Raw genomic sequence first — 14,676 nt, forward strand, 5'->3', positions numbered from 1 at the left:
TCAGAACCCCCTACCCCTAAAGGGGAGTACATTTTCGGTAAGCACGAAAAAGTTGCGGCTGGTGCAAATGGAAAAATAGTGAAGCATCGTAAGCTGTACTCCCATTTAGGGGTCGGGGGTTCTGAGGCAATCGTACTATATTGGATTCAATGCCTAAACTTGTATGTGCCCTTTAGTCCGGTTGGAACAATCCTTCTCCTCCTCCTCTCCGCCTGCCAGCCCCAATCCGAGCTTCAACAACTCCCCTATCAGCCTGAATATGTACAGCCTGCCCATCCCCCCAGCTTCCCGCCCATGCGCATTCCCCCGGATAACCCTTTGACCAAAGCCGGAGTCGCCCTGGGCCGCAAGTTGTTTTTTGACCCCATTTTATCCAAAGACAGCAGCATCGCTTGCAGTTCTTGTCACCAGCCTGAACTAGCATTTACTGATGGAAAGGCCTTAAGTACAGGGGTGGAAGGTAAAATGGGCAAACGCAGCGCTATGTCTTTGCTCAATGTGGGCTTTTACGCCAAGGGGCTCTTCTGGGATGGGCGGGTGGCCACGCTCGAGGAACAATCGCTACATCCGGTGCGCGACAGCCTGGAGATGCGGCATTCCTGGCCCCTGCTGTTGCAAAAGCTACAAGCCCATGGCGAATATCCAAGCTTGTTTCGGCAGGCTTTTGGCATCAAAAACCGCAAAGAAATTGATAGTATATTGGTAGGTAAAGCGCTGGCCCAATACGAGCGCACCCTGATCAGTGCAGACACAAAATTTGACCGGGTGATGCGGGAGGAGGCTCAATTTACGCCACAGGAAAAACGGGGTTGGACCATTTTTTTTGATGCTTCCCCGGCAGTTCCCACTTCGGAGTGCAACCATTGCCACGTTGATCCTTTATTCAGTACCTTGAACTTTGAAAACAATGGGTTGCTTGCAACGTTATCCTTGGACGATTACCCGGACAAGGGGCGGGGCGACATCACGGGCAACCGCAACGACAATGGCTTGTTTCGGGTACCAACTTTGCGCAACCTGAAATACACCGCTCCTTACATGCACGATGGGCGTTTTAAAACCCTGGATGAAGTGCTGGATCACTATGCCAGTGGCGGGCATTCTGGGCTCAATGTAAGCCCCAATGTGCGCAAGCTGAAACTGAATAAACAGGATCGTGCTGATCTTATTGCCTTTTTAAACACATTGAATGATGAAAATTGAGCTGGGTTGTACTATAATATGGTGGGGCAATCGCGCGGGGCGGGGCAACCACACAGGGTTGCCCGTACTATTATTGGTGTTGGGCTTGTTGTGGGCCTGTAATCCTGACGACAAAAAAGAAGAGCCCAAACCCGATACCGACCTCATCACGGGTAATTACACCCCGGAAGATTACGTGTTGAGCATTCCCAAATGGATGCCACCAATTCCAGCAACGGCCACCAACCCCCTGACCAAAGCGGGCGTAGCTCTGGGACGCATGTTGTTTTACGATCCTATTTTGTCTCGTGATAGTACCCAGTCTTGCGCTTCCTGCCACCAACAATCAAAGGGCTTTACTGACGGATTGGCCACCAGCCCCGGCATCCGAGGGCAAAACGGAATCCGTAGTGCCATGCCTCTGGTCAATCTGGCCTACAATACCCGGGGCTTCTTTTGGGACGGCCGCTCGGTTGATCTTGAAGGCCAGGCCTTGCTGCCCATCGAAGACCACCTGGAAATGGACGATACCTGGGACAATGTGGAGCGCAAACTACGCCGCCACAAAGATTATCCTGGCCGTTTCAGGCAGGCTTTTGGCATCAGCCGCAAAACGGAGCTGACCCGCGATCTGGTGGTCAAGGCCTTGAGTCAGTTTGAACGCACCCTGATTAGTGCTTATTCGCGGTATGATCGGGTGATTTGGGCCAAGGAAGATTTCCCTACCGATGAGGAGCAAAGGGGGCTGGAGCTATTTTTTATCGAATATGCCGGAGCTGTGGCGCACCCAGGTTGCTCGCATTGCCACTTCAATCCCCTGTTCACCGATAACAACTACCACAACAACGGACTGGACAATGTGCCCAACCTGAGTGCATTTAAAGATTTGGGACGGGGAAAAGTGACCGGATTACAAAGTGACAATGGTCGGTTCCGTACACCCTCCCTGCGCAATGTCGCCCTTTCGGCGCCCTACATGCACGATGGGCGCTTCAAAACCCTGGAAGAAGTCCTGGAAAATTACAGTCGGGGAGGTCACGGTGTTGCCAATGAGGATGCCAACATCACGGGTTTTCCCCTTTCCGATCAGGATAAATCTGACTTGATTGCCTTTTTAAAAATGTTGACGGATACTTCTTTTGTGAACAATCCAGCTTTTTCGAACCCTTTTAAGCGGTAAAAAAGATTTTTTTTGATTTTTTTCTCAGGAAAAAGGATTCTTTTTGATCGTTTTTTTTCACAAATAAAAACCAGAAATCCTTTATTTATTGAATTCAACCCTCATTTATTTAATTTTATTTTTTTCACAATACGTAAATTTTGTCCTTGTACACCCCTATTCTTTGCCCCATATTTGTATTGTCAAACGAACGTAGCCGATGAATGAATCGGGTACAAATTTTGGATATGCATTATGGGATCTTTGTTTGCGAAAATAGTAAGTCAGGTTTAGGGATAAAGTCTGACTTACTATTGCAAACCTTTCCCCACCAAACTCGAAGTGATTTTCACTCAAAATATACCCGTAAGGGAAAAGATTAGTTTTTAAAGTTCATGGGATTATATGCAGTAAGTCGCGCTCATTCAGCGCGACTTATTTTTTTTTAAGCCTGTCCGTAAAACCAATTGCAAAACTAAGCTGTTCATTCTGTAATCAAACCTTTTTCAGTTTTATTTTATAAAACCGAAACGTAAGATTGTTTTAAGGTTTTGTAAAATAAAATGAAAAAATCTTGGTTATATAGGCGAGAATATTAAGCGCAAAGCTTAAATTCGCTCCTTTATCAGAGAGGTATATTCATGGGATTATAATTTGTTAGTAGTTGGTCGTACTGCGAGTGAGTAGTGCGACTTTTTTTTTGACAACAAGCCGTTAACATTAAAAAAAATCCACATTATCTTTAACAAAGCTTTGCCCTTCTCAAAAATTAGTTGTTAATTTGCAGTACGTAAAGCCACAACTACATTTTTATTCGTTCTCCCCATCTTTTGAAGTAGTCCAACCCATTTTTCAGTCTTTTTGCATTGGCCTCGCTGTTTGGAGCAGCACCGGGTTCGTATTTTTCATGCTAACAAATTTTAATCCAATGTTCAAAAGACCAAACGCTATTTTGTCCCAAACGTATGGCGTGCCGATTAAACTACTCTTGCTGGGGCTTACCCTACTGGTCAGTAGTTGGAACACTGAAGTACTGGCACAAATTTCTCTAAGCTTCGACATTACTCACCCGACCTGTGCTGGGTTAAATGTAGGAAGCAAAATTGTGTGCACACCGAGCGGTGGCACAGCCCCTTATACTTTCGCCTGGAGTACAGGCGCCACCACTGGTGAGGTCAGTAGTTTGGCGGCGGGCACTTACACCGTAAGCGTTACGGATGCAGCTAGCCGCACCGTTACTGGAACGGCCACCCTCACCGATCCACCACGCATCAATGTGACTTTTGAGTCCCAAAGTTGTACTTCTCCAGCCACCATCAAGGCTACAGGAAGTGGCGGTTTCCCACCTTATACGTATACCTGGGACGGAATGGTTCCCGGACAAACCTATACTGCGACCCAACCGGGCAAATACTGCGTTACGGTGACAGACTCCAAATTGTGTGGGAAAATCGCCTGCTTTACCGTGTCCATCAATCCAATGATCCTGGACATCAAATCTACCGCGATTACTTGCCCTGGCGTAAACAATGGCTCAGCCAATGTCACGGTTAGCGGAGGCACTGCGCCCTACGAATACAAATGGAGCAATGGGGCTACCACTTCAGCCATCAACAACCTGCAACCTGGAGCTTATTCCGTTACCGTGATTGATGCTGGCGGCTGTTCAGGTACAGCAACCACGACTGTGGCCAACAAAACCCCCATCCGAATTACCCTTGACCCGGATGATCCAATTTGTGCCGGCGACCTCAATGGTTCCATTGCAGCTACAGCCAGTGGCGGCAACGGTGGATTTATTTACCGCTGGAACACCGGAGCTACCACCAATACCATCGCAGGCCTGGGTGAGGGCATTTACACAGTTACCGCCACCGACGTGCGGGGTTGTACCGCTACAGCTATAGACACTTTGCTACCGGGTTCCAATTTGAACGTCAAGCCCATTGGAGTCCCCGTTTCTTGCCCGGGCAATATCGACGGCTTTGCCTTAGTTGAAGTCACGGGAGGCTCGCAGCCTTATACCTTTAATTGGGCGGTAGGGGGATCGACCAACACCATTAGCAAATTAGCTCCCGGTACCTACCGCGTTACCGTGACCGACGGCAAAGGATGTACTAAAATAGTAGATGTAGAGGTAAAATCGCCCCCTCCGATTGAAATCACCGTTACTTCTACCAATAACAATACTTGTGGTGCAACCAAAGGCACCGCCAAAGTGAAAGCCACTGGCGGCGTTGGTCCATTCACTTATTTGTGGAACAATGGCGCTACCACTGACTCGATCTCAAACCTGGCCAGTGGCACTTACCGGGTGACCGTAACTGATGCGAAAGGCTGCCAAAAATTTGGGGCAACTACCATCACCGAGCCGCCGAGTATGGAGCTGACCCTGGATGTAAAACAGATCGATTGCACGGGCCAAAACAATGGCCGAATTACCGCTCTGGTGAGTGGAGGCACCGCCCCTTTTGTTTACATCTGGAGCAATCGCAAAGCCACCCAAACCATTGATACTTTGGCGGCAGGAACTTATGGGGTCATTGTGCGGGATGCAAAAGCCTGCGTAGTGCAAGGCTCTGCCACCCTGCTCGATCCACCCGCTTTGATCGTAACCCTTAAAGTGAGCGATTTCCTTTGTAGCAATGTCAATGCAGGTACCGGGCAGATCACCGTAAGTGGAGGAACTGCTCCCTATAAATATCTCTGGAGCAATGGTGCCACTACCTCCAGTGTTCAAAACATTCCCCCTGGGCCCTACAGTGTTACCGTTACCGACGCCAGAAATTGCATCAAAACGGCCAATGACACCATTTTACTTAACTCGGGTTTTAAATTTACCGCCCTCAAGTCGGATGTAAACTGCAACGGGGAAAACAATGGCCGCATTGCTCTGACCGTTACGGGAGGCAATGGCACACTCACTTACAACTGGAGCAATGGCAGCAGCACCTCTACGGTGGATAACCTGGCACCCGGTACTTACCGCATTACCGTAACGGATCAAAACAGTTGTAGCAAGGATACCAGTTTTGTAATCACTCAACCCGATACCTTGCGTACCCGGATGAGTGGCAATGCAATAGTGTGTGGTGCTCCCCAAACTGGTGCCGCACGATGTACGGTAAGCGGTGGTACTACTCCTTACACCTATCAATGGAGCAACGGAGCTACAACCTCAGCCATCACTCAACTCAATGCCGGACTATACAGCATAACGGTCACCGATGCCCGCGAATGCCAGGTGATTGATACCTTCCGGGTACGCGATGCAGGAGCTTTGCTTTGCCAGGTAGTGGTTATCAAAGCGGTTACCGTACCTGGAGTCAGCGACGGTGAAGCCGAGGTGCGGGTTACTGGTGGTACCGGGCCATATACCTATATTTGGAGCAATGGAGCTACCACGAGCGCAGTTAAAAACCTCAATGGTGGTACTTACTCTGTGACTACTACCGATGCCCTGGGTTGTGTTACCTCCTGTACAGTAGCACTCAATCCCAGCAAGGCACTCATTGGCGATATGTTGTGGTTTGATACCGACAAAGACGGGATTATGGATGCTGGAGAACCTGGCATTCCAGGCATCAAGGTTGTGCTCAACCGGGTTGACCCAGGCAATACTTCAATGGCCATGACCACTACGGGCCTAAACGGCAAATACCTTTTCACTGTAGACCCTGGTTGTTATAAAGTGACATTTGTGCTTCCGGATACCCTGCGGCCTACCCAACCCAATGTAGGTACCAACGATGCATTAGACAGTGACATTGACCCGATTACCTATGCGACAGATACTTTTTGTGTACAACCTGGCACCAGTAACCTGGATTGGGATGCAGGGGTCACGCCAAGTCCTAAAGGCAGCACCTTAGGTACCTGCGTTTGTCTCAACAATGCAAGTGACGCCTTCACTGGCCATTTCCGCGAAACCATCACCATTGAGGCCTTGCCGGGAGAAACCTGGCGCATTACCAGTGCTGTTGGGGTATTCCGCAATGACAGTCCAAATCCACCGGCAGCACCTCTGCCTATAACAGTAGGCACCACACTGCCAAGCACCAGTCCGGGCATTTTCTCCCTGACTTTCCGGCACATCGACGCCCAAGGTTACACCCTGCGGGTGACGAATGGTGTGGATACCATGATTTTCCGCAATACCTGCTCCTACCCCACCATCAGCATCTCCAACCTGCGTGATTTCAGGGATACTTTCTGTGTGAATGCCGCACCATTTGTGCTACAAGCTACCAGTTCAATCCCTGGTGAGATTTCCTTTACACTCAATGGGCAACCCGTATCCAGCATTGATCCAAGTACCCTTCCAGTTGGCACTTACGAATTGATTGCGCGCCTTTCACCCAGCAGCGTGGAAGCCTGTGAGGCCGTACTGCGCAGACTGATCGTGATTACCCGCGAGAATTGCCGTGCAGTTATCGGTGATTTTGTATGGCATGACCTAGATGAAGATGGTATTCAAGATCCCGGGGAGCCGGGTATTCCTGGTGTAAAAATCGTCATTCTGGTAATCCCCAAAGGTGGCCTTTCTATTCCTGACACCATCATAACGGATGCCAATGGCAAGTTCAATTACACGGGTCCTGCCGGGCAGTACAAGCTGACCATTCTGCTGCCTCCAGGGTTTACCGTCGGTAAAGCCAATTCGGGCAGCAACGATGCAATCGATAGCGACTACGACCCAACAACTTTGATGACGGATGTCATTATTCTGGACGACGGAGAAATCGACCTGACCATTGATGCCGGATTGATCAAACCTTGTGTAAACCTGACTTATGCTGGTAAAATTGGCTACGATCAGAAATTATGCGGCCCGGGTGCTGATCCGGCACCGCTGGTCAATGTAGAGTCGCCAAGTGGCGCCCCTGGTGAAGTGGAGTATTTGTGGATGAAATCCGTCAGTAGTTCTCGTTTTGACATGGCGTTTTTTGAACCTATCCCTAATTCCAATTCACCGGAATACGATCCAGGTCCACTGCAACAGACCACTTATTTTGCCCGTTGTGTGCGCATCAAAGACGCCAATTGCCCTTACATTGAGAACAATGTGGTTACCATTGAAGTAGGCGATGCCGTAAAAATTGACTGGAAGAGCCCAACTGGTTTTTGCCTTAAAGACAATGCCATTTTGCAAATCGAAACCGGAACCCAAAACGCGGGCGTGCGCTGGGATTTCGATTCGGGTGTCAATCCAAGGGTTGCCTATGGCAAAGTTGTCACCGTAGGTTTTGAATACGCTGGTCGCTTTGGGGTAACCGTAACGGTTTCCGAAAACAACTGCGTTGGTAGTTTCTCTACTTCACTTTCCATCAGTGACAACCCAACCCTTTGTGGTGGCGGTATCAACAGTTTTGGTCTCGATGCGGTGCCGATGAACGATCAAACCATCCGGCTCAACTGGGCAGTACGCAACGATGGGTATACCTATACCTTTGATGTACAACGTTCAAAAGATGCTGTGCTGTTTGACAAAATTGCCACTGTGAAAGAACCGCTTCGCATCAAGGATGGCAAACAGGAATACGAATACATCGACTACGATGCCAAACGAGGCATCAATATTTACCGGGTTCGGATGATCAACAATGTTTCGGGTAAAGACGCTTTCTCCAAACTGGCCAATACCAAAGTTGGAGTTGGTGCCGATGAACTGTTCAACGTGTATCCCAACCCGGTCACCGACCGCCTCGTGATCCAATTCCTGCAACAATCCAACAGCGCCATCACCCTGGAACTGTTCAACGCCGACGGTCGCTTGCGTACCAGTAAAAAAGTCGACGCAGGCGCGCTGCTCGATGGTTTAGACCTCGACGGACTACCTGCTGGTTTCTACGTCCTCAAGTTGAACTTAGGGGAACTGGGAACTGAGGTGGTGAAGATTGTGAAGGAATAAAAGAGTGAAAAGATGAGAGATAAGAGATGAGAGATGAAAACGGTAACGCGAATCTCTCATCTTTCATCTCTCATCTCTCATCTTTCCTGCTTTTCGTTTAAAAATTCCTACCATTCATTGAAAGCATATCCTGAAAATGTTGCCATTGTGTAGCTTTGAGGTAACACATTCAAGCTAAAACAATGAATAAGCATTTTTTGAACAATTACCGCCTAAAAGTAGCTTTTCACATTGGCGTTTGGCTGGTGTTGATTGTGGTATATGCCTGGTTGTTTATGCCCTTGTATGGCAATCTGGGCATAAGTTTTTTAAGGGGTTTGGGTAATTTGCTGCCCATGGCGCTGTTGTTTTATGCCAATCTTTGGCTGGTAGAGCGCTATTTTGAAAAAAACCATTATGTACAATTCCTGCTGTGGGCTACCCTACTGATGCTCGGCATTGCCGCAATCCGCATCAACCTGAATGATTTTTTTCCTCCCATTCGGCCCAGTACAGTCATCTTATCCGAAGGCAACAAATGGTGGGCTGGTGCCATTTTAACCAACATCCTCACACTTCTGGTCAGTACCTTCTACCAAATTCTGGAGATTCGTTTTCGCCACGAGCAACAAAACCTGGCCATCATCAGCAAGCAGAACGAGGCTCAATTGCAGTTTTTGCGCGCCCAGATCAACCCGCATTTTTTGTTCAACACCCTGAATAATATTTATTCCCTGGCGGTAGTTCGCTCTCCACAAACTGCGGATATGGTCATGCAGCTTTCTAAACTCTTGCGCTATGTAGTTTACGACTCCAAAGCGGAACAAATCCCCCTGGAAACGGAAATCTCCCATATTGAGCAGTATTTACAGCTGTTCCGCATGCGCAGTGAAACACCACTGAACATCACGTTTAAAATTGATGGCCACATTGAGGGCGCTCGGCTCGAACCCATGTTGCTGATTCCCTTGGTGGAAAACTGTTGCAAACACGCTGATTTTGAGCTCAATGAAACAGCTTTTATCCAGATTGAATTGCGTGTCGAAAAAGGATGGCTGCAGTTTAAAACCCGGAATAGCAAAGATGACGTACAGCACGTACAAAAGGACGATGTGGGAGGTGTTGGTCTGGATAATCTGCGCCAACGCCTGGCGTTATTGTACCCTGCTGCCCACCAGTTTGACGTGCAGGACCAGGCCAATACCTTTGAAGTAAACTTAAAGCTCAAACTATAGCCATGATCCGCACCTTGCTCGTCGATGACGAATACCTCGCGCTCAATTTGCTGGAAACTTACGCCCAACAAGTGCCCGATTTGGAAATAGTTGGTAAAGAAAAATTACCGATGAAAGCGCTGGAGCGTTTGCAGCTGGGCCAGGTTGATTTGTTGTTCCTCGACATTCAGATGCCCGTGCTGAGTGGTAATAATCTGCTCAAAACCCTACAAAACCCACCCTTGGTTGTTTTTACAACTGCTTACACAGAATACGCCATCGAGGCCTACGACCTCAATGTAGTGGACTACCTGCTCAAACCTTTTCCCTTTGAACGATTTTTACAGGCGGTGCAAAAAGCCAAACAGCTACTGAACGCCCGCCAGGCAGGAAACCCGGCTCAAAGCTCTGCTGCCCCTGATTTTTTATCCTTGAAAGTAGATGGCAAACTGGTCAAAGTGTTCGTGGATGACATCCTCTACATCGAAGGGCTTAAAGAATACGTCCGCTTTGTGTGCAGTGGCAATCGCAGGTACGTCACCCTTGAAAGTTTGCGCAACCTAGAGGAGCTACTCCCGAATCAACAATTTAGCCGGGTGCACAAATCCTACATCGTGGCCAAATCCAAGGTCAGTGCACTAGATGGCAATATGCTGGAGATTGGTACCGTAAAAATCCCGATCAGTAGAGGGAAACGGGATGAGGTAGTGGCGGATATTTTCAAATAAAACCCTACCTTAATTATACCACCCAATTGATCTCTCCCATACCATGCTCTTTCAAATAGGCGTTGGCTTTGGAAAAATGTTTGCAATTAAAAAAGGCACCGCCCGCTAATGGTGAAGGGTGCGCGGCTTCCAAAATCAGGTGTTTGTTCCCATCTATCAATTCTGCCTTTTTACGCGCAGGGTTTCCCCAAAGCATAAAGACCAAATGTTCCCGCTTCTCTGAAAGGGTTTGGATGACGGCATCCGTAAAAAAGTGCCAGCCCGCCTTTTGATGAGAGCCGGCCTGCTTTTGCTCTACCGTTAACATGGTATTGAGTAAAAATACCCCTTGCTGGGCCCAGTTGCTCAAATCGCCGTGCTCTGCTTTCGGGATTTGTAAATCGGTGAACAACTCTTGATAGATGTTTTTGAGGGAGGGCGGCACTCTGACTCCCTTGGGTACCGAAAAGGACAAACCCATGGCTTCTCCTGGGTTATGGTAAGGATCCTGGCCTAAAATCACCACTTTCACCGCATCAATTGGCGTGCACTCAAACGCATTAAAGATGAGCGGCCCCGGTGGAAAAATGACCTTCCCGGCGGCTTTTTCTTTTTTCAAAAAATCAATTAAAACCTGAAAATAAGGCTTTTCAAATTCCTCCGCCAAGGCGGCTTTCCAGGAGGCTTCAATTTTTACGTCTGGCATGGGTGGATGGGTATTGGATAGGCAAGGTTACGGAAAAAAGTTGAGAAAGTTGAGAAGGTTGAGAAGGTTGAGGCTACCGCGAGCGATTTTGAAAACGTCCTTGTCTAAGTCGCTCGCGGTAGCCTCAACTTCTAAACTTCTCAACTCCTCAACTTTCATTGGTCGATATTTTTCCAATTTTTCATCCAAGAATTTAAAAGAACAGCGTTCTAATGCCAACTTTTAAGCCTGGATTTGTCTTTATACCTTATAGATAAACCAGATACCTTATTTCTCCATTAAACCAATCAGCCTTATGCGTATTTCGTATTCCCTGCTGTTGTGTATGCTGAGTTTGCCTTTCTTGGCCAATGCTCAGTTGAACCCTGTAAAATTTGAACGCTATACCCTGAGCAATGGCCTCAAGGTGATTTTACACGAAGAACATTCTACCCCGATTGTAGTGGTGTCCGTCCTGTATCATGTCGGTTCGAAAAACGAGAACCCAGAACGTACCGGATTTGCTCACTTCTTTGAGCACTTGCTGTTTGAAGGCTCTGCCAATGTAGGTCGAGGTGAGTTTGACAAATACCTCTCGGGCGCTGGCGGTGTCAACAATGCCAACACTTCCCAGGATCGTACCTATTATTACGAAATTCTGCCGTCCAATCAATTGCCTCTGGCTTTGTGGCTGGAATCAGAACGGATGTTGCACGCCAAGGTCGAGACCAAAGGTATTGAGACCCAGCGCCAGGTGGTGAAAGAAGAGCGCCGTCAGCGCATCGACAATCAGCCTTATGGTCGCTTTTTGGAAGAAATGGCGCTGCGCCTCTTCAAGCAACACCCCTATCGCTGGACGCCCATTGGCTCAATGGAGCACCTGGACAATGCCACCGAATCCGACTATGTCAATTTTTACAAAGACTTTTACGTGCCCAACAATGCGGTGTTGACCATTGCTGGTGACATCAATCCGGCACAGATCAAACCGATGATCGAAAAGTATTTCTCAAGCATCCCCAAAGGTACCCGGCCAATTTATCGCCCAACGATTGTTGAGCCGGCATTGGGTAAAGAAGTTCGAGACACCATTTTTGACAAGGTACAATTGCCTGGTGTCTTTATGGCTTACCGCACCCCTGCCCAAACCGATCCTGACTTTTATGCCCTGCAAATGTTGAATCGCCTGCTTTCTGGCGGGCAATCATCGCGGATGTATAAGGCCTTGGTGGATGAAAAACAGCTGGCTGTTGCAGCTCAATCCGTTTCGCTGCCTTTGGAGCAACCAGGAGCCTCTATCATTCTGGGCATTGCAGGCTTAGGAATTGCACCGGCCAAGGTAGAGGAAGCTTTGGATGTGGAAATTGAAAGGGTAAAAACCCAATTGGTACCGGAAACGGAATTCCAAAAACTGCGCAATCAACTCGAAGCTGATCTGGTTGACGAAAACAGTACGCTGGAAGGGATTGCCGAAAACCTCGCCAATTTTGAGACCTATTACGGCGATGCCAACCTGATCAACACCAACATCAACCGTTACCTCAAGGTGACACGCGAAGATTTGCAAAGGGTAGCCAAAAAATACCTGGACAAAAACAACCGTGTGGTACTCTACTGGTTGCCCGAACAAAAACAATAATTGACTAACCCGAAGAACTGTCAAAACATGAAAAAATACATCATTTACAGCATATGCTTTTTACTGGGTCTGGGCCTGAGCTTGACCCTGAAAGCACAGGAAGATTTTCGCAAAAAGGCACCAGCTGCCCTTCCTGCACCAAAAATTCAACTGGGCAACTACGTTCAAAACGTACTGCCAAACGGACTCAAGGTTATTGTGGTAGAAAACCACCGATTGCCTAAGGTATCCTTCCAACTCTTCATTGATGCCCCGCTCAATCTTGAAGGGGAATTCGCCGGGGTAGGTGAAATGGCGGGCTCATTGCTGGCCAACGGCACCAAAACCAAAACCAAGGCCCAACTGGATGAAGCCATCGATTTTATCGGTGCCAACATCAGTTCCAGTGCCACCGGTTTGTTCGGATCAGGTTTGACCAAACATCAGGACAAGGTACTCGCCTTGATGAGTGATATGTTGTTCAATCCCACCTTCCCAGCCGAGGAGTTTGAAAAATTGAAGAAGCAAACCTTGTCTGGTCTAGCCTCAGCCAAGGAAGATCCGGAAGCCATTGCTGGAAATGTAGCCAATGTGGTGCGGTACGGCAAAAATCACCCTTACGGCGAACTGAGCACCGAGGCCACTGTCAATAAAATTACGTTAGAGCAGTGCCGTAAATATTATGCCACTTATTTTAAGCCAAATATCTCTTACCTGATTGTGGTGGGAGACATTACGCCCGCTCAGGCACTGGCCAAGGCAACCCAGTATTTTGGCAAATGGCAGAAAGGAACGGTAAGCAAAACACCTTTCGCAGCCCCAACTGCGCCCAAACAAACGCAGGTTGATTTTGTCAACCGGGATGGCTCAGTGCAGTCTGTTATTGACATTACTTACCCTGTCCAACTCAAGCCAAGTCAGCCCGATTATTTGGCGGTGATTGTGATGAACACTTTGTTTGGTGGTGATTCCAATAGCCGTTTGTACCTGAACCTGCGGGAGGACAAAGGGTACACCTATGGTGCTTACTCAAATGTTAGCCCGGATACGGAAGTGGGCTATTTCACTGCTTCGGGTAGCTTCCGCAATGCAGTTACCGACAGTGCCATCGTTGAATTCATGCAAGAATTCAAGAAGATGCGTGAGACCTTGGTAAAACCAGAGGAACTCAGTCGGGTGAAGGCTGTCATGGCCGGCACTTTTGCCATGCGCTTGGAAAGACCCCAAACCATTGCCACTTATGCCCTCAACACGGCTCGTTATGGCTTACCCAAAGATTATTACAATACTTACCTGGAACGCCTCAGCAAAATCACCCCTGAGCAAATCCAGGCAGCTGCGCAAAAATACCTGCTCCCCGCAAATGCCCACATCGTAGTGGTGGGTAGCCAGGATGATGTAGCAGATAAGTTGAAAGCCTTTGGAACGGTCAATTATTTCGATACAGATGGCAATCCGGTCAAAGCACCAGCAGCCCCGGCGGCAGGCGGAATTAGTGCTGAACAGGTCATCGACAAATACATCCAGGCCATTGGCGGCAAGGAAAAACTGATGGCCATCAAGGACGAATCCTTGAGCATGGAAGCCAGTGTGCAAGGTATGACCCTGGAGATGGTATCCCTGAAAAAAGATCCGGGAAAAGTCAAAATCAGTGTGACAGCCATGGGCAATGAGGTACAATCACAAGTATTCGATGGAAAAAAAGGCAAAGTAACCCAGCAAGGCCAATCGGCGGCGATGGGCGAAAAGGAGTTGAAAAAAGCCGAGGGCGAAGCCCTGATTTTCCCCGAATTGCACTACGCAAAACTGGGCTACAAACTCAGCTACAAAGGCACCGAAGCGGTGAATGGCAATGAAGCCCACAAAGTGATCATCGAAGACCCCCAAGGCAACAAAGAGACCACTTACTTTGATGTCAAAACGGGCTATATGGTCAAAAGTGTAGAAACCAGCGAAGCGGGAACACAAACCACTGAATTTGCTGATTATCAAGAACAAAACGGAATCTTTGCACCGCGCAAGGTGGTTATTGCCGGAGTGCTGCCTTTTCCACTGGAATTCAAGGTCAAATCCATCGAATGGAATAAGGGCCTGGATGATGCCAAGTTTAAGGTAGAATAATCCTAAATTTACCGCCTGAATCACACACTACTGGACATTTTGCCCGGAGGACATCAATTGCCACGCGCTAAAGCTCGTGGATCGGGTTTCCACCTTTGAT

At 48.2% G+C, this 14,676-nt stretch carries 8 protein-coding genes; 7 read left to right on the top strand and 1 reads right to left on the bottom strand.

The genetic code is table 11. The features are described 5' to 3' along the window. The first annotated feature begins 165 nt into the window (after positions 1-165). From ACO08K_RS03195 to ACO08K_RS03215, 5 genes are all read left to right on the top strand, one after another. Positions 166-1,203, top strand: coding sequence for a cytochrome-c peroxidase (locus ACO08K_RS03195; RefSeq protein WP_421798284.1), 1,038 nt, complete (start codon positions 166-168; stop codon positions 1,201-1,203). Continuing rightward, positions 1,190-2,362 carry a cytochrome-c peroxidase gene (locus ACO08K_RS03200; RefSeq protein ID WP_421794951.1) on the top strand — a complete coding sequence of 391 codons (1,173 nt, stop codon included), beginning with the start codon at positions 1,190-1,192 and terminating at the stop codon, positions 2,360-2,362. Before ACO08K_RS03195 ends, ACO08K_RS03200 begins: the two co-directional genes overlap by 14 nt. A gap of 907 nt (positions 2,363-3,269) precedes the next feature. Continuing rightward, positions 3,270-8,252, top strand: a complete 4,983-nt coding sequence (locus tag ACO08K_RS03205; RefSeq protein WP_421794952.1) for an SdrD B-like domain-containing protein — start codon at positions 3,270-3,272, stop codon at positions 8,250-8,252. A 182-nt stretch (positions 8,253-8,434) separates the two neighbouring features. After that, positions 8,435-9,466 carry a sensor histidine kinase gene (locus tag ACO08K_RS03210; RefSeq protein WP_421794953.1) on the top strand — a complete coding sequence of 344 codons (1,032 nt, stop codon included), beginning with the start codon at positions 8,435-8,437 and terminating at the stop codon, positions 9,464-9,466. Positions 9,467-9,468: 2 nt separating this feature from the next. After that, positions 9,469-10,173, top strand: a complete 705-nt coding sequence (locus tag ACO08K_RS03215; RefSeq protein ID WP_421794954.1) for a LytR/AlgR family response regulator transcription factor — start codon at positions 9,469-9,471, stop codon at positions 10,171-10,173. Positions 10,174-10,186: 13 nt separating this feature from the next. Here ACO08K_RS03215 and ung read toward each other — a convergent pair whose 3' ends face one another. Beyond that, the gene (gene ung / locus ACO08K_RS03220; protein WP_421794955.1) at positions 10,187-10,858 is read right to left on the bottom strand and encodes a uracil-DNA glycosylase; all 672 of its coding nucleotides are present in this window, start codon (positions 10,856-10,858) and stop codon (positions 10,187-10,189) included. A 295-nt stretch (positions 10,859-11,153) separates the two neighbouring features. On the opposite strand from ung, the gene ACO08K_RS03225 reads away from it, so the two are divergent. Next, positions 11,154-12,476 carry a M16 family metallopeptidase gene (locus ACO08K_RS03225; RefSeq protein ID WP_421794956.1) on the top strand — a complete coding sequence of 441 codons (1,323 nt, stop codon included), beginning with the start codon at positions 11,154-11,156 and terminating at the stop codon, positions 12,474-12,476. Positions 12,477-12,503: 27 nt separating this feature from the next. Next, positions 12,504-14,576 (top strand): M16 family metallopeptidase, encoded by a 2,073-nt coding sequence (locus tag ACO08K_RS03230; protein WP_421794957.1) that lies wholly within the window; start codon positions 12,504-12,506, stop codon positions 14,574-14,576. Positions 14,577-14,676 lie beyond the last annotated feature (100 nt).

Origin of the sequence: Haliscomenobacter sp., assembly GCF_965225875.1 — a bacterium.
Lineage (GTDB): Bacteria > Bacteroidota > Bacteroidia > Chitinophagales > Saprospiraceae > Haliscomenobacter.